Origin of the sequence: Niallia taxi (assembly GCF_004005475.1) — a bacterium.
GTDB lineage: Bacteria > Bacillota > Bacilli > Bacillales > Cytobacillaceae > Niallia > Niallia taxi.
Genome location: NZ_RZTZ01000021.1, coordinates 16,689 through 41,467 on the forward strand (window position 1 = coordinate 16,689; position 24,779 = coordinate 41,467).

Here is a 24,779-nt window from a genome sequence, read left to right on the forward strand (position 1 = left end):
TCAAAGGTCAGTATGTCTCAAATAAAGAGACAAGATATTGTCGAACTCTTTATGATAATATAAAGATCATATGTGTTGAGTGGGAGGGGAAAACCCCTATTACCACATCACGGACTTTAAGGAGGTGTGTCTCGTGGCTAAAAAAGTAATTAAGGTTGTTAAATTGCAAATTCCAGCAGCTAAAGCAAATCCGGCGCCACCAGTTGGACCAGCACTAGGTCAAGCAGGTGTTAACATCATGGGATTCTGTAAGGAGTTTAACGCTCGTACAGCTGAACAAGCTGGTTTAATCATTCCTGTTGAGATTACGGTTTTTGAAGACCGTTCATTTACATTTATTACAAAAACTCCACCTGCTGCAGTTTTATTGAAAAAAGCAGCTGGTATTGAGTCTGGTTCTGGTGAACCTAACCGTAATAAAGTAGCAACTGTTAAGCGTGATAAAGTACGCGAGATTGCTGAAACAAAAATGCCTGATCTAAATGCAGCTAGCGTTGAAGCAGCTATGCGTATGGTTGAAGGTACTGCCCGCAGCATGGGTATTGTTATTGAAGACTAAACCATATCTAATATGGTTCTGTTGATTAAGGTTGCGACATCTTTTGTTAGCGTCGCAACCTTTATTCGTGGGAGGTAATTCCGCTAAAACCACAATTCAAGGAGGAAATATGTTATGGCTAAAAAAGGTAAGAAGTATTTAGAGGCTATCAAACAAGTTGATCGTACTAAAGCTTACCCAGTTGCAGAAGCAATTGAACTAGTTAAAAAAACAAGCACTACAAAATTTGATGCATCAGTTGAAGTTGCTTTCCGTCTAGGAGTAGATCCTAAGAAAGCTGACCAACAAATCCGTGGAGCAGTTGTTCTTCCACACGGTACTGGTAAAACTCAACGCGTGTTAGTTTTTGCTAAAGGTGAAAAACTTAAAGAAGCAGAAGCTGCAGGTGCAGATTTTGTTGGAGATGCTGAATATATCACTAAAATCCAACAAGGTTGGTTCGATTTTGACGTTATCGTTGCTACTCCAGACATGATGGGTGAAGTTGGTAAACTTGGTCGCGTATTAGGACCTAAAGGTTTAATGCCAAACCCTAAAACTGGAACAGTTACTTTTGATGTAACAAAAGCAGTTAACGAAATTAAAGCTGGTAAAGTAGAATACCGTGTTGATAAAGCTGGAAACATCCACGTTCCAATCGGTAAAGTATCTTTCGAAGATGCTCAACTAGTTGATAACTTCACAACTATTTTTGATACAATGCAAAAAGTTAAGCCAGCAGCAGCTAAAGGAACTTACATGAAGAACGTTTCTGTTACTTCAACAATGGGTCCTGGCGTTAAAGTAGATCCTTCTACTGTTTGATAAAAATTGGCATTTGACAAAATAAGATGAATAGCATATACTTCATCTTGTTGTTAAAATAAATATAAACATTTATACCAAAGACAGCAGGTGCATTAAGCTTAATTTCCTGCCGAGGTAATACGATAGACTTAACAGTTGTGTAAACGACTATTGTATATTCCTCCATGTCTTTTCCTGATATGGAGGATTTTATTTGCCGGTATGAATGTAATTCTACAGGAGGTGTAAAGATGAGCAGCATTATCGAACAAAAGCAGCAAATTGTATCTGATATCGCAGATAAATTGAAAGCAAGTAAGTCAACAATCGTTGTTGACTACCGTGGTCTTACTGTTTCTGAAGTAACTGAACTTCGTAAACAACTTCGTGAAGCTGGCGTTGAATTCAAAGTTTTCAAAAACTCAATGACACGCCGCGCTGCTGAAGTTGCTGAACTAAGCGGTCTTAATGAAGCTTTGACTGGTCCTAACGCTATTGCATTCAGTAATGAAGATGTAGTTGCACCAGCAAAAATCATTAATGACTTTGCTAAGAAACACGAAGCGCTTGAAATTAAAGCGGGTGTAATCGAAGGAAATATCGCTTCTGTTGAAGATGTTAAAGCTCTTGCTGAGCTACCATCTCGCGAAGGACTTCTTTCTATGCTTCTCAGCGTGCTTCAAGCACCAATCCGCAACTTGGCTCTTGCTACAAAAGCAGTTGCAGATCAAAAAGAAGAACAAGGAGCGTAATCTATTACGCTACTATCAAGTATCCTAATAAAACACATACAAAACAAGGAGGAAATTTATAATGTCTAAAGAACAAATCTTAGAAGCAGTTAAAAACATGACTGTTTTAGAACTAAACGACCTAGTTAAAGCTATTGAAGAAGAATTCGGTGTTACTGCAGCAGCTCCTGTTGCTGTTGCTGGTGCTGCTGGCGGAGAAGCTGCAGCTGAACAAACTGAATTTGATGTTGTTCTTGCATCTGCTGGAGATCAAAAAATCAAAGTTATCAAAGTTGTTCGTGAAATCACAGGCCTTGGTCTTAAAGAAGCGAAAGAACTTGTTGACAACACTCCTAAAGCAGTTAAAGAAGGAGCTACTAAAGAAGAAGCTGAAGAAATCAAAGCTAAACTTGAAGAAGTTGGAGCTAACGTTGAAGTTAAGTAATGTTAGTTTGGAAAAGCCCGCTGCATAGGCGGGCTTTTTTGACCTTGAAATGAACACCTGTTAAAATAAGTTTTGTCAATATCCTCGGTATTATTCTTCTATAAATTTCTCCATGGAGGTGGTCAAGTATGACTGAACATTATTACTCTCGTTCCCAAAATGTTAGCAGTGATCCAAATCATTGGGATTTCACCCTGAAAGGAAACAGGTTTCGCTTTAAAACAGATAACGGTGTTTTTTCGAAAAAAGAAGTCGACTTCGGTTCGCGTGTATTAATAGAAGCATTTTCATATCCGGAAGTGGATGGCGACATACTTGATGTCGGCTGCGGATATGGACCGATTGGACTTTCTGTAGCAAAAGAGGGGAAGGACAGAACTATACACATGGTTGATGTGAATGAAAGAGCATTGAATCTTGCGCAAGAAAATGCGGAAATCAACCATATTGATAATGTTTTAATTTATGAAAGTGACAGGTTGTTGCAGGTAAAAGGGAATAAATTTGCTGCTATCTTAACAAACCCGCCAATTCGTGCAGGAAAAAAGGTAGTCCATGATATTTTTGAACAAAGTTTTGAGCATCTTATCCATAATGGAGAGTTGTGGATTGTAATTCAGAAAAAGCAAGGTGCACCTTCTGCTCTGGAAAAGCTAGAGCAATTATTTCAAGAAGTGGAAGTTGTAGAAAAGCAAAAAGGATATTTTATTATAAAAGCAAAAAGGATTGACTAGTCCGAATCGTTGTGATAGCATTGTATAATGCCAATATATTATTTTTCTTTTATCCATTATTTTTATTTATTTATTGTATAAATATGGTGGATTTCGGAAAAGCTAACAAAATAATACTTGAAATATGAAAAATGCGGTTTTTTGTTTTGAAAACCCTTTTTCTTTTTGTCTTATAAATAGCGTTATATGCTGCTTATAAGATGTTAATAGATGTACTATAACGTTTGATTTGAGGGGTGAATCAGTTGACAGGTCAACTTGTTCAGTATGGACGACACCGCCAGCGCAGAAGCTACGCACGAATTAGTGAAGTTTTAGAATTACCAAATCTAATAGAAATCCAAACCTCTTCCTATCAATGGTTTCTAGATGAGGGATTGCGTGAAATGTTCCAAGATATTTCACCAATTGAAGATTTTACTGGCAACTTATCATTAGATTTTATCGACTATAGCTTAGGTGAACCAAAGTACTCTGTCGAGGAATCAAAAGAGCGAGATGTTACATATTCCGCGCCATTGCGTGTAAAGGTGCGTCTTGTTAACAAAGAAACAGGGGAAGTAAAGGACCAAGATGTGTTCATGGGTGATTTCCCACTTATGACAGAGACTGGTACGTTCGTAATTAACGGCGCAGAGCGTGTTATCGTTTCGCAGTTAGTGCGTTCTCCGAGTGTTTATTATAATGGTAAATTAGATAAGAACGGTAAAAAAGGTTTTACAGCTACTGTAATTCCAAACCGTGGTGCTTGGCTTGAGTATGAAACGGATGCAAAGGATGTTGTATATGTACGTATTGACCGTACACGCAAACTTCCGATTACTGTATTATTGCGTGCATTAGGATTTGGATCTGATCAAGAAATTCTTGATTTAATCGGTGACAATGAATACTTGAGAAATACTTTAGAAAAAGACAATACTGAAGGTACGGAAAAAGCTCTATTAGAAATCTATGAGCGATTACGTCCTGGTGAGCCACCTACTGTTGAAAATGCTAAAAGTCTATTAGTATCAAGATTCTTTGATCCTAAGAGATATGACTTAGCAAATGTAGGTAGATATAAAATCAACAAAAAGCTTCATATAAAAAATAGATTGTTCGGTCAACGTCTAGCAGAAACGCTTGTAGACCCTGAAACTGGTGAAATTATTGCTGAGAAGGGTACACTTTTAGATCGCCGTGCATTGGACCGTATTATTCCTAATTTGGAAAACAACATCGGTTTCAAGACACTTAGCCCTTATGCTGGCGTTTTGGAAGATGATGTAACAGTTCAATCGGTTAAAATCTATGCACCTATCGATGATGGAGAAAAAGAAATTAATGTTATAAGTAATGCATATGTGGAGGAAGCTGTTAAAAACATCTCTCCTGCAGATATTATTTCTTCAATCAGTTATTTCTTTAACTTGCTTCACGGTGTAGGTCTTACAGATGATATTGACCATTTAGGTAACAGACGTCTTCGTTCTGTTGGTGAATTGCTTCAAAACCAATTCCGAATTGGTTTATCAAGAATGGAGCGTGTAGTGCGTGAAAGAATGTCCATCCAGGATACAAACACGATCACTCCACAGCAACTGATTAACATCAGACCTGTTATTGCATCCATTAAAGAGTTCTTCGGAAGCTCACAGCTTTCTCAGTTCATGGACCAAACGAATCCACTTGCTGAATTGACACACAAACGTCGTTTGTCTGCATTAGGACCTGGTGGTTTGACTCGTGAACGTGCTGGATTTGAAGTACGTGACGTTCACTACTCTCACTATGGACGTATGTGTCCAATCGAAACTCCAGAGGGACCAAACATTGGTTTGATTAACTCCTTGTCTTCATTTGCTAAAGTGAACCGTTTTGGTTTCATTGAAACACCTTACAGACGTGTTGATGCAGAAACAGGCCAAGTAACGAATCATATCGATTACTTGACTGCTGATGAGGAAGACAACTATGTTGTTGCACAGGCGAACTCTCGTCTTGGTGATGACGGATCATTCCTTGATGAAGAAGTAGTGTCACGTTTCAGAGGGGAAAACACTGTTGTTAAGCGCGATCGCATTGACTATATGGATGTATCTCCAAAGCAAGTTGTGTCCGCTGCGACAGCATGTATTCCGTTCTTAGAAAACGATGACTCGAACCGTGCCCTAATGGGAGCGAACATGCAACGTCAAGCTGTACCTTTGATGCAGCCAGAAGCTCCAAGAGTTGGTACTGGTATGGAATATGTATCAGGTAAAGACTCAGGTGCAGCTGTTATTTGTAAGCACGAAGGTATTGTTGAACATGTAGAAGCGCGTGAAGTTTGGGTAAGAAGAATTACTGTTATTGACGGCCAAGAAGTAAAAGGCAATTTAGATAAATACAGAATGCTTAAGTTCATTCGTTCTAACCAAGGAACATGCTACAACCAAAGACCTATCGTGGCTGTTGGGAATAGAGTGACTAAGGGCGAAATCCTTGCTGATGGACCTTCTATGGAATTGGGAGAATTAGCTCTAGGAAGAAACGTCCTTGTTGCCTTCATGACTTGGGATGGCTATAACTATGAGGATGCCATCATCATGAGTGAACGATTAGTTAAAGACGATGTTTATACTTCCATCCATATTGAGGAATATGAATCTGAGTCTCGTGATACAAAGCTAGGACCTGAAGAAATTACACGTGACATTCCAAACGTTGGTGAAGATGCTCTTCGCAACTTGGATGACCGTGGTATTATCCGTGTAGGTGCTGAAGTTAAGGATGGAGATCTTCTTGTTGGTAAAGTAACTCCTAAAGGGGTAACAGAGCTTACAGCAGAAGAGCGTCTGCTTCATGCAATCTTTGGTGAAAAAGCACGTGAAGTACGTGACACTAGTCTTCGTGTACCACATGGCGGCGGCGGAATTGTCCACGACGTTAAAGTGTTTAACCGTGAAGACGGCGATGAACTTCCACCAGGTGTAAACCAGCTTGTTCGTGTTTATATTGTACAAAAACGTAAAATTCATGAAGGCGATAAAATGGCAGGACGCCACGGTAATAAAGGGGTTATCTCCCGCATATTGCCTGAAGAAGATATGCCTTACCTTCCTGATGGAACACCTGTTGATATCATGTTAAACCCACTAGGCGTTCCTTCTCGTATGAACATCGGACAGGTGCTTGAACTGCACTTGGGTATGGCTGCAAGAAGCTTGAATATCCATGTAGCTTCTCCAGTATTCGATGGTGCACGCGAGGAAGATGTTTGGGAAACAATTAGAGAAGCTGGTATGGCACAAGATGCTAAAACAGTACTTTATGATGGACGTTCAGGCGAACCATTTGATAACAGGGTATCTGTTGGTGTCATGTACATGATTAAACTTGCTCACATGGTTGATGATAAGCTTCACGCTAGATCAACTGGTCCTTACTCTCTTGTTACGCAGCAGCCATTGGGTGGTAAAGCTCAATTTGGTGGACAGCGTTTCGGTGAGATGGAGGTTTGGGCACTTGAGGCTTATGGTGCAGCTTATACTTTACAAGAGATTCTTACTGTTAAATCAGATGACGTTGTTGGTCGTGTGAAGACGTATGAAGCAATTGTTAAAGGCGAAAATGTACCAGAACCAGGTGTTCCAGAATCATTCCGCGTATTGATGAAGGAGCTTCAAAGCTTAGGATTGGATGTTAAAATTCTTTCTAGCACAGAAGAAGAAATAGAAATGCGAGATACAGAAGATGATGATGATATTCAACAAGCTGAATCTCTAACTATAGCACCAGATGCACAAGAGCCTGCATCAGAAAAAGTAGGCATGCAAGAGTAACTTGACGTAATTTTGGAGGAAGGCTGACACTAGTGAAAAAGGGTCAGCCTTCCTAGATTAGACTTTTTTTAGCAAATGTATGTAGGGCTTAGCCTGAAGATCAAAAGGGAGGTAGGACCCTTGTTGGATGTAAATAATTTTGAATTCATGAAAATCGGTTTAGCTTCACCAGATAAAATCCGTTCATGGTCATTTGGTGAGGTAAAAAAACCTGAAACAATTAACTATAGAACTTTAAAACCAGAAAAAGACGGCTTATTCTGTGAGCGTATTTTTGGTCCTACAAAAGACTGGGAATGTCATTGTGGGAAATACAAGCGTGTAAGATATAAAGGTGTAGTTTGTGACCGCTGCGGAGTAGAAGTAACTCGTGCAAAAGTGCGTCGTGAACGTATGGGTCATATCGAATTAGCAGCACCTGTATCTCACATATGGTACTTCAAAGGCATTCCGAGCCGCATGGGTCTTGTTTTAGATATGTCACCACGTGCTTTAGAAGAAGTTATTTACTTCGCTTCTTATGTAGTAACTGATTCAGGTGATACTGCACTTGAAAAGAAACAGCTTCTTTCTGAGAAAGAGTACCGTGCATACCGAGATAAATATGGTGTTAAGTTCCAAGCATCCATGGGTGCTGAAGCTATCAAAAAGCTTCTTTCTGACATCGATTTAAACAAAGATGTAGAAGGTTTAAAAGAAGAATTAAAAACAGCACAAGGTCAACGTCGTACTCGTGCGATTAAAAGATTGGAAGTTCTTGAAGCATTCCGTGGTTCAGGGAATGAGCCTTCATGGATGATTTTAGATGTTCTTCCTGTCATTCCTCCAGAATTGCGACCAATGGTTCAATTGGATGGTGGACGTTTTGCAACATCAGATCTAAATGACTTATACCGTCGTGTAATTAACCGTAATAATCGTCTGAAAAGACTATTGGATTTAGGTGCTCCAAGTATCATTGTGCAAAACGAAAAGCGTATGCTTCAAGAAGCAGTAGATGCGCTTATCGACAATGGTCGTCGTGGTCGTCCTGTTACAGGTCCAGGGAACAGACCCCTTAAATCACTTTCTCATATGCTTAAAGGGAAACAAGGTCGTTTCCGTCAAAACTTGCTTGGTAAACGTGTTGACTACTCAGGTCGTTCAGTTATCGTAGTTGGACCAAACTTGAAAATGTATCAATGTGGACTTCCAAGAGAAATGGCGTTAGAGCTATTTAAGCCTTTCGTTATGAAAGAATTGGTTGAAAAAGGTTTGGCGCATAACATTAAATCTGCTAAGCGCAAAATTGAAAGAGTTCAACCAGAAGTATGGGATGTCTTAGAAGAAGTTATCAGAGAGCATCCAGTATTGCTTAACCGTGCACCGACTTTGCACAGACTAGGTATCCAAGCGTTTGAACCAACACTAGTAGAAGGTCGCGCTATCCGTTTGCACCCACTTGTTTGTACAGCTTATAACGCTGACTTCGATGGTGACCAAATGGCTGTCCATGTTCCGTTGTCTTCTGAAGCACAAGCGGAAGCTAGATTGCTAATGCTCGCTGCTCAGAACATCTTGAACCCTAAGGATGGAAAACCAGTTGTTACGCCGTCACAGGATATGGTTCTTGGTAACTACTACTTGACACTTGAAAGAGAAGACTCTGTTGGTGAAGGTATGATCTTCAATGATACGAGCGAAGCATTATTGGCATACCAAAATGGTTATGTTCATTTGCATACTCGTGTTGCTGTGCGTGCAAGTTCTTTGAATAACCAAACATTCACAGAAGAACAAAACAACCAGCTTCTATTGACAACTGTAGGGAAATTAGTATTCAACGAAATTCTTCCTGAATCTTTCCCGTACATTAACGAACCAACAAAATCTAATCTTGAAGAAAAAACTCCAGAAAGATTCTTTGTGGAGCAAGGTACAGATGTACGTGCAGCTATCCAAGCTATGCCGATCATTGAGCCATTCAAGAAGAAAATACTTGGAAATATCATCGCTGAAGTGTTCAAGCGATTCAAAATCACTGAAACTTCTAAGATGCTTGATAGAATGAAGGATCTTGGCTTTAGACACTCAACAAAAGCAGGTATTACTGTTGGTGTTGCGGATATCGTAGTTCTTGGAGAAAAACAAGAAATTATTGATGAAGCACAAGGTAAAGTAGATAATGTTATGAAGCAATTCAGACGTGGTCTAATCACAGAAGAAGAGCGTTATGACAGAGTAATCTCTATATGGAGTGCTGCTAAGGATGTCATCCAGGCGAAACTGATGAAGTCATTGGATAAACGAAACCCAATCTTCATGATGAGTGACTCCGGTGCCCGTGGTAACGCATCTAACTTTACACAGCTTGCAGGTATGCGCGGATTGATGGCCAACCCGGCTGGTAGAATCATCGAGTTACCTATCATCTCAAGTTTCCGTGAGGGATTAACTGTATTGGAATACTTTATCTCTACACATGGTGCGCGTAAAGGTCTTGCCGATACAGCACTGAAAACAGCCGATTCTGGTTACTTGACTCGCCGTCTTGTTGACGTTGCACAGGATGTCATTGTACGTGATGATGACTGTGGAACTGACAGAGGATTGCTTGTTGCAGCTCTTAAAGAAGGCACAGAAATTATTGAGCCATTGGATGAGCGTCTAATTGGACGTTATGCAAGAAGAGCAATTAAACACCCAGAAACAAAAGCAGTTATTGTAGCAGAAAACGAACTTATTACAGAAGATCTTGCTGTTGAAATCGTAGAAGCTGACATTAAAGAAGTGTGGATTCGTTCTGCGTTTACATGTAACACTCGCCATGGTGTATGTAAAAAATGTTACGGACGTAACCTTGCAACTGGTCAAGAAGTTGAAGTTGGTGAAGCAGTTGGTATTATCGCTGCCCAATCTATCGGAGAGCCAGGAACACAGTTAACGATGCGTACATTCCATACAGGTGGGGTTGCTGGAGACGATATCACTCAGGGTCTACCTCGTATTCAGGAGATTTTTGAAGCACGTAACCCTAAAGGTCAGGCTGTAATTACAGAAATGGCAGGGGTAATTGTCGGAATCAACGAAGGAAGAGACCGTCAGCATGAAATCGTGGTTCAAGGAGAACTTGAAACAAGAACATACACTGCGCCTTATACTGCTAGACTTAAGGTTAAGATTGATGATGTAGTAGAACAAGGTCAAGAATTGACTGAGGGTTCTATAGATCCAAAAGAATTGATCAAAGTGAAGAACGTTACTGCTGTACAGGAATATCTTCTTCGTGAAGTGCAAAAGGTTTACCGCATGCAGGGGGTTGAAATCGGGGATAAGCACGTTGAAGTAATGGTGCGCCAAATGCTTCGAAAAGTGCGCGTAGTTGATGCTGGTGAAACAGAAGTTCTACCAGGAACACTATTGGATATCCACCAATTTACTGATGCAAATGCGAAAGCACTAAGAGAAGGCAAATTACCTGCAACTGGAAGACCAGTATTGTTAGGTATAACTAAAGCATCTCTTGAAACTGATTCATTCCTATCTGCAGCTTCATTCCAAGAAACTACAAGAGTTCTTACAGATGCTGCTATTAAAGGTAAACGTGATGAACTGCTTGGATTGAAAGAAAATGTTATCATTGGTAAACTAGTTCCTGCTGGAACAGGTATGCCAAGATACCGTCATGCAGAGCCAATTACAGTGGATGAAACAACAGAAGAATCCGTTTCAGTAGAATAATTTATTGAGATAAATCAATATGATACCAATAAGCATGTGCTAAAGGCATAACCATAGTTTTTAGCACTGCTCTTGGTATATTGTAATAAACCTATAATTTTTTTGGGAAAAGAATTGACATCTATTTTCATAGATGATACTATATCAAAGGTGCTCCTATTCACCTGTTGCTTTGGAGGATATCATTTTATGTCTTATGAAAAAGTATCACAGGCCAAAAAAATAGTAGTAGGAACAAAGCAAACGGTAAAAGCGTTAAAGGCTGGGAAAGTTGTGGAAGTGATTGTAGCAGAAGATGCTGATCCAATTCTAATTGGAAAAGTAGTAGAAGCTGCCAAAGAAGCAAATGTACCTGTCATACTCGTAGACTCCATGATAAAGCTCGGCAAGTCATGTGGAATTGAAGTAGGCGCGACGACTGTTGCGATAAATATTTAAAAACTGTTTTTATGGAACTAAACCATGAAGACTTTGTTTTTGCCCTAATATGAACCACCTGGATGTGTGGACTTCAAACATAAATGGAAGGGAGGAAAATTAAATGCCAACTATTAACCAATTAGTACGCAAGCCTCGTCAATCTGCTCAAGAGAAGTCGAAGTCTCCTGCGTTAAACAAAGGTTATAACAGCTTCAAAAAATCACAAACTGATGTATCTTCACCTCAAAAACGCGGGGTATGTACTCGTGTTGGTACAATGACACCGAAGAAACCAAACTCAGCGTTACGTAAATATGCGCGTGTGCGTTTGACTAACGGTATCGAGGTTACAGCTTACATTCCAGGAATAGGACACAACCTACAAGAACATAGCGTTGTACTTATCCGTGGAGGACGTGTAAAAGACTTACCAGGGGTACGTTACCATATCGTACGTGGTGCTCTTGACACAGCTGGAGTTAACGGTCGTATGCAAGGTCGTTCTAAATACGGTACGAAAAGACCAAAACCAGCAAAAAAATAATATACTAATAATATAACAATCGGTTGAAAGGAGGAAATCAAATGCCACGTAAAGGTCCTGTAGCAAAAAGAGACGTATTACCAGATCCAATATACAATTCTAAACTTGTATCTCGTTTGATTAACAAAATGATGATAGATGGTAAGAGAGGTAAATCTCAAGCTATCCTATACTCAGCTTTTGATATCGTTGCACAACGTTCTGGACAAGAGGCAATCGAAGTATTCGATCAAGCTCTTAAGAACATCATGCCAGTACTTGAAGTTAAAGCTCGTCGTGTTGGTGGTTCTAACTATCAAGTACCAGTGGAGGTTCGTCCAGACAGACGTACGACTTTAGGTCTTCGTTGGTTAGTTAACTACGCTCGTCTTCGTGGAGAAAAAACGATGGAAGAGAGATTGGCTAACGAAATTCTAGATGCAGCTAACAACACTGGTGCATCTGTTAAGAAGCGTGAAGATACACACAAAATGGCGGAAGCAAACAAAGCATTTGCTCATTACCGCTGGTAGGATTTAGCATTTCAAAAATACTTTCTTATGGAAGGAGAAATACCAATGGCTAGAGAGTTCTCCTTAGAAAATACTCGTAATATCGGTATCATGGCTCACATCGATGCCGGTAAAACGACTACAACTGAGCGCGTACTTTACTATACTGGTCGTATCCACAAAATTGGTGAAACTCACGAAGGTGCATCTCAAATGGACTGGATGGAGCAAGAACAAGAACGTGGTATCACGATCACATCTGCAGCAACAACTGCACAATGGAAAGGTAATCGTGTAAACATTATCGATACTCCAGGGCACGTAGACTTCACTGTTGAAGTTGAACGTTCTCTACGTGTATTAGATGGTGCTGTAGCAGTATTGGATGCACAGTCTGGTGTTGAACCACAAACTGAAACAGTTTGGCGTCAAGCAACAACATACGGTGTACCTCGTGTTGTATTTGTTAACAAAATGGATAAAATTGGTGCAGACTTCCTTTATTCATTAAAAACTTTGCATGAACGCTTACAAGCAAATGCTCATGCAATCCAACTACCAATCGGTGCTGAAGATCAATTCGAAGGCATCATTGACCTAGTTGAAATGAAGGCTACGTTCTATGGTAATGACCTTGGAACTGATATCGAAGACCGAGAAATTCCTGAAGAGTACAAAGATCTTGCTGATGAATACCGTGAAAAATTGGTTGAAGCAGTAGCAGAACTTGATGAAGACTTAATGGAAAAATACCTTGGTGGAGAAGAAATCACTAAAGAAGAATTGAAAGCTGCAATCCGTAAAGGAACTGTAAACGTTGAATTCTATCCTGTAATTTGTGGTTCTGCCTTCAAAAACAAAGGTGTTCAAAAAATGCTTGATGCAGTTATTGATTACTTGCCATCTCCATTAGACGTACCTGCTATTAAAGGTACTATACCTGATTCTGATGAAGAAGTAACAAGACCATCAAGTGATGATCAGCCATTTGCTGCTTTAGCGTTTAAAGTTATGACTGACCCTTATGTTGGTAAATTAACTTTCTTCCGCGTATACTCTGGTACTTTGAGCTCTGGTTCATACGTACAAAACTCTACTAAAGGTAAGCGTGAGCGTGTAGGACGTATCCTACAAATGCATGCTAACAGCCGTGAAGAGATTACAGAAGTACATGCTGGTGACATCGCTGCTGCTGTAGGTTTAAAAGATACAACAACTGGAGATACTCTTTGTGATGACAAAAACCTAGTTATTCTAGAGTCTATGGAATTCCCAGAGCCAGTTATTGAATTATCTATTGAGCCAAAATCAAAAGCTGACCAAGATAAAATGACAACTGCACTACAAAAATTACAAGAAGAAGATCCTACATTCCGTGCACATACTAACCAGGAAACTGGACAAGTAATCATTGCTGGTATGGGTGAGCTTCACTTGGATATTTTAGTAGACCGTATGCGTCGTGAATTCAAGGTTGAAGCTAATGTTGGTGCTCCTCAGGTTGCTTACCGTGAAACATTCCGTTCTTCTGCTTCAGTTGAAGGTAAGTTCTCACGTCAGTCTGGTGGACGCGGACAATACGGACACGTTTGGATCGAATTTGCTCCGAACGAAGAAGGTAAAGGCTTCGAATTTGAAAATGCAATCGTTGGTGGGGTAGTTCCACGTGAATATATCGCTCCAGTTCAAGCTGGTCTTGAAGATGCATTAGATAGAGGAGTTCTTGCAGGTTACCCATTGGTAGACATCAAAGCTAAATTGTTTGATGGTTCGTACCATGATGTTGACTCATCTGAAATGGCGTTTAAAATTGCCGCTTCTATGGCACTTAAAAATGCTGCTTCAAAATGTAATCCTGTAATCCTTGAGCCAGTCATGAAAGTAGAAGTTATCATTCCAGAAGAATATATGGGTGATATCATGGGTAACATTACTTCACGTCGTGGACGTGTAGAAGGTATGGAAGCTCGTGGTAACGCACAAGTTGTTCGTGCAATGGTACCTCTATCAGAAATGTTTGGTTATGCTACAACTTTACGTTCAAGCACTCAAGGTCGTGGTGTGTTCTCAATGACATTTGATCACTACGAAGAAGTACCAAAATCAATCTCTGAAGAGATCATCAAAAAAAATAAAGGGTAATGATTGATTTTACCCTTTTAATGAAGTATAACTACTATGTAAGCAATAAAGCTGTGATTTAATGTCACAGCTCAATACTTAATTTTTACAAATCAAAGGAGGATTTTCCTAATGGCAAAAGCTAAATACGATCGTTCAAAGCCCCATGTAAATATCGGAACTATTGGTCACGTTGACCACGGTAAAACAACTCTAACAGCTGCTATCACTACTGTACTTGCAAAAGCAGGTGGCGGTGAAGCTAAAGGTTACGACCAAATCGACGCTGCTCCTGAAGAGCGCGAGCGTGGTATCACAATCTCTACTGCACACGTTGAGTACGAAACAGCTACTCGTCACTATGCGCACGTAGACTGCCCAGGACATGCTGACTATGTTAAAAACATGATCACTGGAGCTGCTCAAATGGATGGCGGTATCCTAGTTGTTTCTGCAACTGACGGTCCAATGCCACAAACTCGTGAGCACATCCTATTGTCTCGCCAAGTTGGTGTACCTCACCTTGTTGTATTCTTGAACAAATGTGACATGGTTGATGACGAAGAGCTTCTTGAACTAGTTGAAATGGAAGTTCGCGATCTTCTTTCTGAGTATGAGTTCCCTGGTGATGACATTCCAGTTATCAAAGGTTCTGCTCTTAAAGCTCTTGAAGGCGAAGCAGAATGGGAAGAAAAAATCAACGAGCTTATGGCTGCTGTTGATGAGTACATCCCAACTCCAGCTCGTGACACTGAAAAACCATTCATGATGCCTGTAGAGGACGTATTCTCTATCACAGGTCGTGGTACAGTTGCTACTGGACGTGTTGAGCGTGGACAAGTTAAAGTCGGTGACGTTATCGACATTATCGGTCTTGCTGAAGAGAAAAAATCAACTACTGTAACAGGTGTTGAAATGTTCCGTAAATTGCTTGATTATGCTGAAGCTGGTGACAACATCGGTGCACTTCTTCGTGGGGTTGCTCGTGAAGATATCCAACGTGGTCAAGTATTGGCTAAACCAGGCACAATTACTCCACACGTAAAATTCAAAGCTGAAGTTTACGTTTTGTCTAAAGAAGAAGGTGGACGTCATACTCCATTCTTCACAAACTACCGCCCACAGTTCTACTTCCGTACAACTGACGTAACTGGTATCTGCAACCTTCCTGAAGGTGTAGAAATGGTTATGCCTGGCGACAACATCGAAATGGATGTTGAATTGATTTCTTCTATCGCTATCGAAGAAGGTACTAAGTTCTCTATCCGTGAGGGTGGACGTACTGTAGGCGCTGGCGTAGTTGCTACAATCGTTGAATAATAACCTTTAATAAACAGGCCGGTTTAATCCGGTCTGTTTTTATGTGAATCGACTTATTTCTAATTCCTTCTATATATATGTCTTAAATTCAATGATTATTATTTAATTATGATCACAGTAGAATAGATTGTAATTTTATGACTATTCATTAATGGGTTGAAATATATTGATTGTCGCTGTATAATAATCAAAGTGTACAAAACGTATAAAGAAAAATAATTTAGGTATTGCTTTTCTTACAATGTTTATGTATAATAGACAATGTTGGTCTTTGACTGCGATGAAGCAGAAGGTTGCTGACACACCCGGCCGCTTTGCCATGGCGAGTGTGTGGGAAATTTTTGCGGAGAACTGTCTATTCTAAAATAGGCGAAAAGGAGGGAAAATAATGGCAAAACAAAAAATTCGTATTCGTTTAAAAGCGTATGATCATAGAATTCTTGATCAATCTGCTGAGAAAATTGTTGAAACTGCAAAACGCTCTGGTGCTGCTGTATCTGGACCTATTCCGTTACCAACTGAAAAGTCTATCTACACAATCCTACGTGCGGTTCATAAATATAAAGATTCTCGTGAACAATTTGAAATGCGTACGCATAAACGTCTAATCGACATCGTTAACCCAACACCACAAACTGTAGATTCATTAATGCGTTTGGATTTACCATCAGGTGTAGATATCGAAATCAAATTATAATTTAAATAAATATATAACTACCAGGAGGTGTGACTGAAATGACCAAAGGAATCTTAGGAAGAAAAATTGGTATGACTCAAGTTTTTGCTGAAAACGGCGATCTTATCCCGGTAACAGTAGTTGAAGCTGCTCAAAACGTTGTACTTCAAAAGAAATCTATTGAAACTGACGGCTATGAAGCTGTTCAAATCGGTTTCGAAGATAAACGTGAAAAGTTGTCTAACAAACCTGAAAAAGGACACGTTGCTAAAGCAAACACTGCTCCTAAGCGCTTCGTTCGTGAATTGCGAGAAGTTAGCTTAGCAGAGTACGAAGTTGGTCAAGAAGTCAAAGTTGATGTTTTCGCTGAAGGCGACATCGTAGATGTAACAGGAATATCTAAAGGTAAAGGTTTCCAAGGCTCAATCAAACGCCACGGACAATCTCGCGGACCAATGTCTCACGGTTCTCGCTACCACCGTCGTCCAGGTTCAATGGGCCCAGTAGCTCCAAACCGTGTATTCAAAGGTAAAGCATTACCAGGACGTATGGGCGGAGAGCAAGTAACTGTTCAAAACCTTGAAATCGTTAAGGTGGATGTTGAGCGTAACCTTCTTTTGATCAAAGGTAATGTTCCTGGAGCTAAAAAAGCTCTACTAAAAGTAAAAAGTGCGGTTAAAGCATAATTAGTAAACCGGAAAGGAGGAAACAAGAATGCCTAAAGTTGCATTATTCAACCAAGACGGTACTCAAGCTGGAGATATCGAATTAAAGGATTCTGTATTCGGTATCGAGCCTAACAACAGCGTTCTATTTGAAGCAGTTGTTATGCAAAGAGCTTCTTTACGTCAAGGTACACATAAAACTAAAATTCGTTCTGAGGTTGCTGGTGGTGGCCGTAAGCCATGGCGCCAAAAAGGTACAGGACGTGCACGTCAAGGTTCTATCAGATCTCCACAATGGCGTGGTGGTGGAACAGTGTTTGGACCAGTTCCACGTAGCTATAGCTACAAATTACCTAAAAAGGTACGTAGACTTGCAATCAAATCTGCACTTTCTACTAAAGTATTAGAAGAAAGCATCTTAGTATTGCAAAGCCTAGCTTTCGATGCACCAAAAACTAAAGAATTCAAAACTGTTTTAGGTAATCTATCTGTAGAGAAGAAAGCACTTATCGTTACAGCTGACCTAGATGAAAACGTAGCATTATCTGCTCGTAACATCCCTGGAATCACTGTTGTATCTGCTTCTGATGTTACAGTATTAGATGTATTAAATCATGATAAATTAATCATGACGAAAGCAGCAGTTGAAAAAGTAGAGGAGGTGCTTGCATAATGGATGCACGCGATACTATTAAGCGCCCCGTTATCACAGAACGTTCTACTGACTTAATGGCTGAGAAAAAATATACGTTTGAAGTTGATGTTAGAGCTAATAAAACTCAAGTTAAAGATGCTGTAGAAGAAATTTTCGGCGTTGAAGTTGAGAAAGTTAACATCATGAACTACAAAGGTAAGTTCAAGCGTATGGGCCGTTTCGGAGGCTACACTAACAAACGTCGTAAGGCAATTGTTAAATTAACAGCTAACAGCAAAGAAATCGAATTTTTCGAAGCTTAATATATAACTGAGAAGAGGAGGGAACACAAATGGCGATTAAAAAATACAAACCTACCTCTAATGGTCGACGCAACATGACGTCTTCTGACTTTAGTGAAATCACTACAAGTACTCCAGAAAAATCATTGCTTGCTCCTTTACACAGAAAAGGCGGCCGTAATAACCAAGGTAAGTTAACTGTTCGTCATCAAGGTGGAGGTCATAAGCGTCAATATCGTATCATCGATTTCAAACGCGATAAAGATGGCATTCCAGGACGCGTTGCTACAATTGAGTATGATCCAAACAGATCTGCTAACATCGCGTTAATCAACTATGTAGACGGAGAAAAACGCTACATTCTTGCACCAAAAAATCTAGAAGTTGGCTTAGAAGTAATGTCAGGACCTGAGGCTGATATCAAGCCAGGTAATGCACTACCATTAGTTAACATTCCAGTGGGTACTGTTATCCACAACATCGAATTAAAACCAGGTAAAGGCGGACAATTGGTTCGTTCTGCAGGTACTTCTGCACAAGTTCTTGGTAAAGAAGGTAAATACGTACTTGTACGTTTAAATTCTGGTGAAGTTCGTTTAGTTCTTGCTACATGCCGCGCTTCAATCGGTCAAGTAGGTAACGAGCAACACGAATTAATTAAGATTGGTAAAGCAGGACGCTCTCGCTGGTTAGGCAAACGCCCAACAGTTCGTGGTTCTGTAATGAACCCTAACGACCATCCACACGGTGGTGGTGAAGGACGCGCTCCAATCGGACGTAAATCACCAATGTCTCCTTGGGGTAAACCAACTCTTGGTGCTAAAACTCGCAAGAAGAAAAACAAATCAGATAAATTTATCGTACGTAGCCGTAAAAAATAACGGGGTTGAACTACGGTTCATAATTAGAACCGTAGAACAATCACGAAGGGAGGTTCACTCATGGGTCGCAGCTTAAAAAAAGGACCTTTTGTTGATGATCATTTACTATCAAAGATCGAAAAATTAAGTGAGTCTGATAAGAAACAAGTTATCAAAACTTGGTCTCGTCGTTCTACTATCTTCCCACAATTCATCGGTCAAACAATCGCAGTTTATGATGGTCGTAAGCATGTACCTGTCTACATTACTGAAGACATGGTAGGTCACAAACTTGGAGAATTCGCTCCATCCCGTACTTACAAAGGTCATGCAAGTGACGATAAGAAAACAAGACGTTAATGAGAGGAGGGCATTCATATGCAAGCTAAAGCTGTTGCAAATACAGTTCGTATTGCTCCTCGTAAAGCTCGTTTAGTCGTAGATTTAATTCGAGGTAAGCAAGTAGGCGAAGCGGTAGCAATTTTGAAGTTAACTCCAAAAGCTGCTTCACCTATCGTAGAAAAAGTTCTTAAATCTGCTATTGCAAATGCAGAGCATAACTACGAAATGGATATCAATAACTTAGTGGTTGAACAAGCATACGTTAACGAAGGACCAACACTTAAACGTTTCCGTCCACGTGCTATGGGTCGTGCAAGTCAGATCAATAAACGTACTAGCCACATCACTATCGTTGTATCAGAAAAGAAGGAGGGGTAATCAGTGGGTCAAAAAGTAAATCCAGTCGGTTTGCGTGTCGGGATCATCCGTGATTGGGAATCTAAATGGTACGCAGGCAAAGACTATGCTGATCTTTTACACGAAGACCTTAAAGTACGTGAATACATTACAAAACGTTTAAATGACGCTTCTGTTTCTAAAGTTGAAATCGAACGTGCTGCTAATCGTTTGAATGTTACTGTTCACACTGCTAAACCAGGAATGGTTATTGGTAAAGGTGGTACAGAAGTTGAAGCTTTACGTAAAGCTCTTAACTCACTTACTGGTAAACGTGTACACATCAATATTCTTGAAATTAAAAGAGCGGACATGGATGCAAAACTTGTTGCTGAGAACATTGCTCGTCAATTAGAAAACCGTGTATCTTTCCGTCGTGCTCAAAAACAAGCTATCCAACGTTCAATGCGTGCGGGTGCTAAAGGTATTAAAACAATGGTATCAGGTCGTCTTGGTGGTGCAGATATCGCTCGTTCTGAGTCATATAGTGAAGGAACTGTTCCTTTGCACACTCTACGTGCTGACATCGATTATGCTACAGCTGAAGCAGATACTACTTATGGTAAATTAGGCGTTAAAGTTTGGATCTATCGTGGAGAGATCCTTCCAACGAAGAAGAAAACTGAGGAAGGAGGCAAATAATAATGTTACTACCTAAACGTGTTAAATACCGTCGTGTACACCGTGGAAAAATGCGCGGTCAAGCAAAAGGCGGCACAGAAGTAACTTTCGGTGAATATGGTTTGCAATCTTTAGAAGCATCTTGGATTACTAACCGTCAAATTGAATCTGCTCGTATCGCGATGACTCGTTACATGAAACGTGGCGGTAAAGTTTGGATCAAAATTTTCCCTCATAAGCCTTACACTGCAAAGCCTCTAGAAGTCCGCATGGGTTCCGGTAAGGGTGCTCCAGAAGGTTGGGTAGCAGTTGTTAAGCCTGGAAAAATTATGTTCGAAATTGCTGGTGTTTCTGAAGAGATCGCTCGTGAGGCACTTCGCCTTGCATCACACAAACTTCCAGTTAAATGTAAGTTTGTAAAACGTGAAGAAATTGGTGGTGAAACTAATGAAAGCTAATGAAATTCGTGACCTTACCACTGCAGAAATTGAACAAAAAGTTAAATCTTTAAAAGAAGAGCTTTTCAACCTTCGCTTTCAATTAGCGACAGGACAACTTGAAAATACAGCTCGTATTCGTGAAGTGCGCAAAGCGATTGCTCGCATGAAAACAGTTATTCGTGAAAGAGAAATCGGCGTCAATAATCGATAACGTGAGAGGAGGTTCGTAAGATGAGCGAACGCAATCAACGCAAAGTCTATACTGGCCGTGTTGTTTCTGACAAAATGGATAAAACCATTTCTGTTGTAGTAGAAACTTACAAAAAGCACCCATTATATGGCAAACGCGTGAAATACTCTAAAAAGTATAAAGCTCACGATGAGCAAAATACAGCTAAAATTGGCGATGTTGTACGTATTATGGAAACACGTCCATTATCAGCTACAAAACGTTTCCGTCTTGTAGAAGTAGTAGAAAAAGCAGTTATTATATAATTGTTCGGAATAAGCTTCATCCCGAAGGGAGGTTACACACATGATTCAACAAGAATCACGTTTGAAAGTTGCTGACAACTCTGGTGCTCGTGAAGTACTAACTATTAAAGTTCTTGGTGGCTCTGGCCGCAAAACTGCAAATATCGGTGATATTATCGTTGTTACTGTGAAACAAGCAACACCAGGTGGCGTTGTTAAAAAAGGTGACGTAGTAAAAGCAGTAGTAGTAAGAACTAAGAGTGGTGTACGCCGCGCAGACGGTACTTACATTCGTTTCGATGAAAACGCATGTGTAATTATCCGTGATGATAAGAGTCCACGTGGAACTCGTATCTTTGGACCAGTTGCTCGCGAATTACGCGATAACAACTTCATGAAGATTGTATCATTAGCTCCAGAAGTACTATAAATCATAAATACAATTGCCTTTAAGGAGGTGCGAAAGATGCATGTTAAAAAAGGTGACAAAGTAATGGTCATCTCTGGTAAGGATAAAGGCAAAACTGGTGTTGTTCTTGCAGCATTCCCTAAAAAAAGCCGTGTGCTAGTTGAAGGAATCAACATTGTTAAGAAACACAATAAGCCATCCCAGTTGAATCCACAAGGTGGAATCAATGACCAGGAAGCAGCTATTCATGTATCCAACGTTATGCTAATCGATCCTAAAACAGGTACACCTACTCGTGTAGGTTCAACATCTGTTGACGGTAAAAAAGTACGCGTAGCGAAAAAATCCGGTGAAATTCTAGATAAATAGTTTAAAAAAGAAGGGAGGTACTATGGATGAACCGCCTAAAAGAAAAGTACACAAAAGAAACTGTACCTGCTCTTATGAGCAAGTTCAATTATAAATCTGTAATGCAAGTTCCAAAGCTTGAGAAGATTGTTATCAACATGGGTGTTGGTGAAGCAGTTGCTAACGCAAAAGCATTGGACATTGCAGTTGAAGAATTGACAGTAATTTCTGGTCAAAAACCAGTTGTTACTCGTGCAAAAAAATCTATCGCAGGCTTCCGTCTACGTGAAGGTATGCCAATCGGAGCGAAAGTTACACTTCGTGGAGAACGCATGTATGAGTTTTTTGATAAACTAGTATCTGTTTCTCTACCACGTGTTCGTGACTTCCGCGGTATTTCTAAGAAATCTTTTGACGGCCGTGGTAACTACACTCTAGGTGTTAAAGAACAATTGATCTTCCCTGAAGTTGATTACGATAAAGTAAACAAAGTTAGAGGTATGGATATTGTTATTGTTACAACAGCTAACACTGATGAAGAAGCTCGTGAATTATTAACTCAATTTGGAATGCCGTTCCAAAAGTAATCCTTAATTAGAGGGAGGCGTAAATGTGGCTAAAAAGTCAATGATTGCGAAACAAAAGCGCACGCCTAAATATAAAGTACAAGAATATACACGCTGCGAACGTTGTGGTCGTCCACATTCTGTGTACCGTAAATTTAAGCTTTGCCGTATTTGTTTCCGTGAATTAGCATATAAGGGACAAATTCCTGGTGTGAAAAAAGCTAGCTGGTAAAACCCCATTATGGGAAGGAGGTTAATACAATGGTTATGACAGATCCAATTGCAGATTTGCTTACAAGAATCCGTAATGCGAATATGGTACGTCACGAAAAATTAGAGGTTCCTGCTTCTAATGTGAAAAAAGAAATCGCTGAAATTCTTAAGCGTGAAGGTTTCATCCGTGATGTTGAATATATTGAAGATAACAAACAAGGAATCATCCGCATTTTCCTTAAATACGGTTCTAGCAATGAGCGTGTAATTACTGGACTTAAACGTATTAGTAAACCTGGTCTTCGTGTATATGCGAAAGCAACTGAGGTTCCACGTGTACTAAACGGTCTTGGAATCGCACTAGTTTCTACTTCTCAAGGAGTAATTACTGATAAAGAAGCTCGCGCTAAACAAGTTGGCGGAGAAGTTTTAGCATACGTTTGGTAATAAAGGTTTAAATGAATGGAGGTGCAACTAAATGTCTCGTGTAGGTAAAAAACCAGTCGAAGTACCAGCAGGCGTTACAGTTACTATTGATAACAGTACTGTAACGGTTAAAGGTCCTAAAGGCGAATTAACTCGTACTTTTAACTCTGATATCGCAATCAACGTTGAAGAGAACGTAATTAACGTGACTCGTCCTTCAGATGCGAAGGAACATCGTGCATTGCACGGAACAACTCGCGCTTTGTTAGCTAACATGGTGGAAGGTGTTTCTAAAGGTTTTGAAAGAGGTCTTGAACTTATCGGTGTAGGTTACCGTGCGCAAAAACAAGGAAACAAACTTGTTCTTAACGTAGGTTACTCTCATCCAGTTGAGATCGAACCAGAAGTAGGACTTGAAATCGAAGTTCCTTCTGCAACTAAAGTTATTGTAAAAGGATCTAGCAAAGAGCGCGTTGGAGCACTTGCTGCTAACATCCGTGACGTTCGTCCACCAGAGCCTTACAAAGGTAAAGGTATTCGTTATGAAGGCGAATTCGTACGTAGAAAAGAAGGTAAAACAGGTAAGTAATGCCAGATAGGCAAACGAAAGGAGTGACCTGAATGATTACGAAGGCTGACAAGAATGTAACCCGTAAAAAAAGACACGCACGTGTGCGTTCTAAATTAAGCGGTACTCAAGCTCGTCCTCGTCTAAATGTGTTCCGTTCAAACAAACACATTTACGCTCAACTTATTGATGATGTTAATGGTGTAACAATCGCTAGTGCTTCTACTTTAGATAAAGAGCTTAACTTAGAATCTGCAAGTAATGTTGATGCTGCTGTTAAGATCGGTGAAGCAGTTGCAAAACGTGCTGTAGAAAAAGGCGTTAAATCAGTTGTTTTTGACCGCGGTGGATATTTATATCATGGTCGCGTAAAAGCTTTAGCTGATGCTGCTCGTGAGAACGGCTTAGAATTTTAATAGTCAAAGGAGGGACAAAAATAGATGCGTAGTCGTAGTATTGATCCAAACAAACTTGAACTTGAAGAACGCGTTGTAACTATCAACCGTGTAGCGAAAGTTGTTAAAGGTGGACGTCGTTTCCGTTTCTCTGCACTTGTAGTTGTTGGAGATAAAAATGGCAATGTTGGTTTTGGTACTGGTAAAGCTCAAGAGGTACCAGATGCAATCCGTAAAGCAGTTGAAGATGCGAAGAAAAATCTTGTGGCAGTACCTATGGTTGGTACAACAATTCCACACGAAATTATCGGACACTTCGGTGCTGGTGAAATCTTGCTAAAACCTGCTTCTGAAGGTACTGGAGTTATCGCTGGTGGTCCAGTGCGTGCAGTGCTTGAGTTAGCTGGTGTTGCTGATATCCTATCTAAATCTTTAGGTACAAACACACCAATTAACATGGTTCGTGCAACTTTAGACGGTTTAAAACAATTAAAACGTGCTGAAGACGTAGCGAAGTTACGTGGTAAATCAGTAGAAGAACTGTTAGGATAAGGAGGGAAATTAGATGGCAAACAAACTGGAAATTACCCTCACTAAAAGCGTAATTGGTCGTCCTCAAGACCAACGCGAAACAGTTAAAGCGTTAGGTTTACGTAAAGTAAACCAAACAGTAGAACAAAATGATAATGCTGCTATCCGCGGTATGATCACTAAAGTATCACATTTAGTATCTGTTAAAGAAAACTAAAAATCATTCTTCTTCAATA

32 protein-coding genes and 1 other annotated feature are annotated in these 24,779 nt (G+C 40.1%); all 32 genes read left to right on the forward strand.

From position 1 onward, the window contains the following. The first annotated feature begins 133 nt into the window (after nucleotides 1-133). The 32 genes from rplK to rpmD all read left to right on the forward strand — a co-directional run bounded on the left by rplK (nucleotide 134) and on the right by rpmD (nucleotide 24,760). Entirely contained in the window at nucleotides 134-559 is a 426-nt protein-coding gene (gene rplK / locus EM808_RS26080) for a 50S ribosomal protein L11 (RefSeq protein WP_141434103.1), read from the forward strand. Between the two features lie 114 nt (nucleotides 560-673). Continuing rightward, complete coding sequence (rplA, locus tag EM808_RS26085) at nucleotides 674-1,363, forward strand: 50S ribosomal protein L1 (protein WP_127742379.1); 690 nt, start codon at nucleotides 674-676, stop codon at nucleotides 1,361-1,363. A 59-nt stretch (nucleotides 1,364-1,422) separates the two neighbouring features. Continuing rightward, nucleotides 1,423-1,567 (forward strand) — a sequence feature (ribosomal protein L10 leader region). Between the two features lie 29 nt (nucleotides 1,568-1,596). After that, nucleotides 1,597-2,097 carry a 50S ribosomal protein L10 gene (rplJ, locus tag EM808_RS26090; protein WP_127742381.1) on the forward strand — a complete coding sequence of 167 codons (501 nt, stop codon included), beginning with the start codon at nucleotides 1,597-1,599 and terminating at the stop codon, nucleotides 2,095-2,097. A 61-nt stretch (nucleotides 2,098-2,158) separates the two neighbouring features. Continuing rightward, nucleotides 2,159-2,521: a 50S ribosomal protein L7/L12 gene (rplL, locus tag EM808_RS26095; RefSeq protein ID WP_127742383.1), complete on the forward strand. Its 363-nt coding sequence runs from the start codon at nucleotides 2,159-2,161 to the stop codon at nucleotides 2,519-2,521. Between the two features lie 128 nt (nucleotides 2,522-2,649). Further along, on the forward strand, nucleotides 2,650-3,255 hold the full coding sequence (locus EM808_RS26100; RefSeq protein WP_127742385.1) for a class I SAM-dependent methyltransferase: 606 nt from the start codon (nucleotides 2,650-2,652) through the stop codon (nucleotides 3,253-3,255). Nucleotides 3,256-3,500: 245 nt separating this feature from the next. Further along, complete coding sequence (gene rpoB, locus EM808_RS26105) at nucleotides 3,501-7,061, forward strand: DNA-directed RNA polymerase subunit beta (RefSeq protein WP_127742387.1); 3,561 nt, start codon at nucleotides 3,501-3,503, stop codon at nucleotides 7,059-7,061. Nucleotides 7,062-7,181: 120 nt separating this feature from the next. Continuing rightward, a complete protein-coding gene (rpoC, locus tag EM808_RS26110) occupies nucleotides 7,182-10,781 on the forward strand; it encodes a DNA-directed RNA polymerase subunit beta' (protein WP_127742389.1) in 3,600 nt (1,199 codons plus the stop codon). Nucleotides 10,782-10,970: 189 nt separating this feature from the next. Beyond that, nucleotides 10,971-11,219, forward strand: a complete 249-nt coding sequence (locus tag EM808_RS26115) for a 50S ribosomal protein L7ae-like protein (RefSeq protein ID WP_127742391.1) — start codon at nucleotides 10,971-10,973, stop codon at nucleotides 11,217-11,219. 103 nt (nucleotides 11,220-11,322) lie between these two features. Next, entirely contained in the window at nucleotides 11,323-11,745 is a 423-nt protein-coding gene (gene rpsL, locus EM808_RS26120; RefSeq protein WP_127742393.1) for a 30S ribosomal protein S12, read from the forward strand. A 41-nt stretch (nucleotides 11,746-11,786) separates the two neighbouring features. Next, complete coding sequence (gene rpsG / locus EM808_RS26125) at nucleotides 11,787-12,257, forward strand: 30S ribosomal protein S7 (protein ID WP_127742395.1); 471 nt, start codon at nucleotides 11,787-11,789, stop codon at nucleotides 12,255-12,257. 45 nt (nucleotides 12,258-12,302) lie between these two features. Then, nucleotides 12,303-14,378, forward strand: coding sequence for an elongation factor G (gene fusA, locus EM808_RS26130; RefSeq protein WP_127742397.1), 2,076 nt, complete (start codon nucleotides 12,303-12,305; stop codon nucleotides 14,376-14,378). Between the two features lie 111 nt (nucleotides 14,379-14,489). After that, entirely contained in the window at nucleotides 14,490-15,677 is a 1,188-nt protein-coding gene (gene tuf, locus EM808_RS26135; protein ID WP_127742399.1) for an elongation factor Tu, read from the forward strand. Nucleotides 15,678-16,065: 388 nt separating this feature from the next. Beyond that, the gene (rpsJ, locus tag EM808_RS26140) at nucleotides 16,066-16,374 is read left to right on the forward strand and encodes a 30S ribosomal protein S10 (protein ID WP_009336571.1); all 309 of its coding nucleotides are present in this window, start codon (nucleotides 16,066-16,068) and stop codon (nucleotides 16,372-16,374) included. Nucleotides 16,375-16,412: 38 nt separating this feature from the next. Further along, the gene (gene rplC, locus EM808_RS26145; protein ID WP_127742401.1) at nucleotides 16,413-17,039 is read left to right on the forward strand and encodes a 50S ribosomal protein L3; all 627 of its coding nucleotides are present in this window, start codon (nucleotides 16,413-16,415) and stop codon (nucleotides 17,037-17,039) included. 28 nt (nucleotides 17,040-17,067) lie between these two features. After that, the gene (gene rplD / locus EM808_RS26150) at nucleotides 17,068-17,691 is read left to right on the forward strand and encodes a 50S ribosomal protein L4 (protein ID WP_127742403.1); all 624 of its coding nucleotides are present in this window, start codon (nucleotides 17,068-17,070) and stop codon (nucleotides 17,689-17,691) included. Next, nucleotides 17,691-17,975 (forward strand): 50S ribosomal protein L23, encoded by a 285-nt coding sequence (gene rplW / locus EM808_RS26155; protein WP_127742406.1) that lies wholly within the window; start codon nucleotides 17,691-17,693, stop codon nucleotides 17,973-17,975. Before rplD ends, rplW begins: the two co-directional genes overlap by 1 nt. A gap of 29 nt (nucleotides 17,976-18,004) precedes the next feature. Further along, nucleotides 18,005-18,835: a 50S ribosomal protein L2 gene (gene rplB / locus EM808_RS26160; RefSeq protein WP_127742408.1), complete on the forward strand. Its 831-nt coding sequence runs from the start codon at nucleotides 18,005-18,007 to the stop codon at nucleotides 18,833-18,835. A 60-nt stretch (nucleotides 18,836-18,895) separates the two neighbouring features. After that, nucleotides 18,896-19,174 (forward strand): 30S ribosomal protein S19, encoded by a 279-nt coding sequence (rpsS, locus tag EM808_RS26165; RefSeq protein ID WP_127742411.1) that lies wholly within the window; start codon nucleotides 18,896-18,898, stop codon nucleotides 19,172-19,174. A gap of 18 nt (nucleotides 19,175-19,192) precedes the next feature. Further along, nucleotides 19,193-19,534, forward strand: coding sequence for a 50S ribosomal protein L22 (gene rplV / locus EM808_RS26170; RefSeq protein WP_127742413.1), 342 nt, complete (start codon nucleotides 19,193-19,195; stop codon nucleotides 19,532-19,534). 3 nt (nucleotides 19,535-19,537) lie between these two features. Next, nucleotides 19,538-20,194 carry a 30S ribosomal protein S3 gene (gene rpsC / locus EM808_RS26175; protein ID WP_127742415.1) on the forward strand — a complete coding sequence of 219 codons (657 nt, stop codon included), beginning with the start codon at nucleotides 19,538-19,540 and terminating at the stop codon, nucleotides 20,192-20,194. 2 nt (nucleotides 20,195-20,196) lie between these two features. After that, the gene (gene rplP, locus EM808_RS26180) at nucleotides 20,197-20,631 is read left to right on the forward strand and encodes a 50S ribosomal protein L16 (RefSeq protein ID WP_127742417.1); all 435 of its coding nucleotides are present in this window, start codon (nucleotides 20,197-20,199) and stop codon (nucleotides 20,629-20,631) included. Then, complete coding sequence (rpmC, locus tag EM808_RS26185; protein WP_003351417.1) at nucleotides 20,621-20,824, forward strand: 50S ribosomal protein L29; 204 nt, start codon at nucleotides 20,621-20,623, stop codon at nucleotides 20,822-20,824. The genes rplP and rpmC overlap by 11 nt, the downstream gene beginning before the upstream one ends. A gap of 20 nt (nucleotides 20,825-20,844) precedes the next feature. Then, nucleotides 20,845-21,108 (forward strand): 30S ribosomal protein S17, encoded by a 264-nt coding sequence (gene rpsQ, locus EM808_RS26190; protein WP_127742419.1) that lies wholly within the window; start codon nucleotides 20,845-20,847, stop codon nucleotides 21,106-21,108. 40 nt (nucleotides 21,109-21,148) lie between these two features. Continuing rightward, on the forward strand, nucleotides 21,149-21,517 hold the full coding sequence (gene rplN, locus EM808_RS26195) for a 50S ribosomal protein L14 (RefSeq protein WP_016204567.1): 369 nt from the start codon (nucleotides 21,149-21,151) through the stop codon (nucleotides 21,515-21,517). 36 nt (nucleotides 21,518-21,553) lie between these two features. After that, the gene (rplX, locus tag EM808_RS26200; RefSeq protein WP_127742421.1) at nucleotides 21,554-21,865 is read left to right on the forward strand and encodes a 50S ribosomal protein L24; all 312 of its coding nucleotides are present in this window, start codon (nucleotides 21,554-21,556) and stop codon (nucleotides 21,863-21,865) included. Between the two features lie 26 nt (nucleotides 21,866-21,891). Then, a complete protein-coding gene (gene rplE, locus EM808_RS26205) occupies nucleotides 21,892-22,431 on the forward strand; it encodes a 50S ribosomal protein L5 (protein WP_127742423.1) in 540 nt (179 codons plus the stop codon). Between the two features lie 25 nt (nucleotides 22,432-22,456). Continuing rightward, the gene (gene rpsN / locus EM808_RS26210) at nucleotides 22,457-22,642 is read left to right on the forward strand and encodes a 30S ribosomal protein S14 (RefSeq protein WP_009499044.1); all 186 of its coding nucleotides are present in this window, start codon (nucleotides 22,457-22,459) and stop codon (nucleotides 22,640-22,642) included. Between the two features lie 29 nt (nucleotides 22,643-22,671). Beyond that, nucleotides 22,672-23,070 (forward strand): 30S ribosomal protein S8, encoded by a 399-nt coding sequence (gene rpsH, locus EM808_RS26215; RefSeq protein ID WP_127742425.1) that lies wholly within the window; start codon nucleotides 22,672-22,674, stop codon nucleotides 23,068-23,070. A gap of 31 nt (nucleotides 23,071-23,101) precedes the next feature. Then, nucleotides 23,102-23,638 (forward strand): 50S ribosomal protein L6, encoded by a 537-nt coding sequence (rplF, locus tag EM808_RS26220; protein ID WP_127742427.1) that lies wholly within the window; start codon nucleotides 23,102-23,104, stop codon nucleotides 23,636-23,638. 32 nt (nucleotides 23,639-23,670) lie between these two features. After that, on the forward strand, nucleotides 23,671-24,033 hold the full coding sequence (gene rplR / locus EM808_RS26225; protein WP_127742429.1) for a 50S ribosomal protein L18: 363 nt from the start codon (nucleotides 23,671-23,673) through the stop codon (nucleotides 24,031-24,033). Between the two features lie 24 nt (nucleotides 24,034-24,057). Continuing rightward, nucleotides 24,058-24,564 (forward strand): 30S ribosomal protein S5, encoded by a 507-nt coding sequence (gene rpsE / locus EM808_RS26230; protein WP_127742431.1) that lies wholly within the window; start codon nucleotides 24,058-24,060, stop codon nucleotides 24,562-24,564. 13 nt (nucleotides 24,565-24,577) lie between these two features. Beyond that, nucleotides 24,578-24,760, forward strand: coding sequence for a 50S ribosomal protein L30 (gene rpmD / locus EM808_RS26235; RefSeq protein WP_127742433.1), 183 nt, complete (start codon nucleotides 24,578-24,580; stop codon nucleotides 24,758-24,760). Nucleotides 24,761-24,779: the final 19 nt, after the last annotated feature.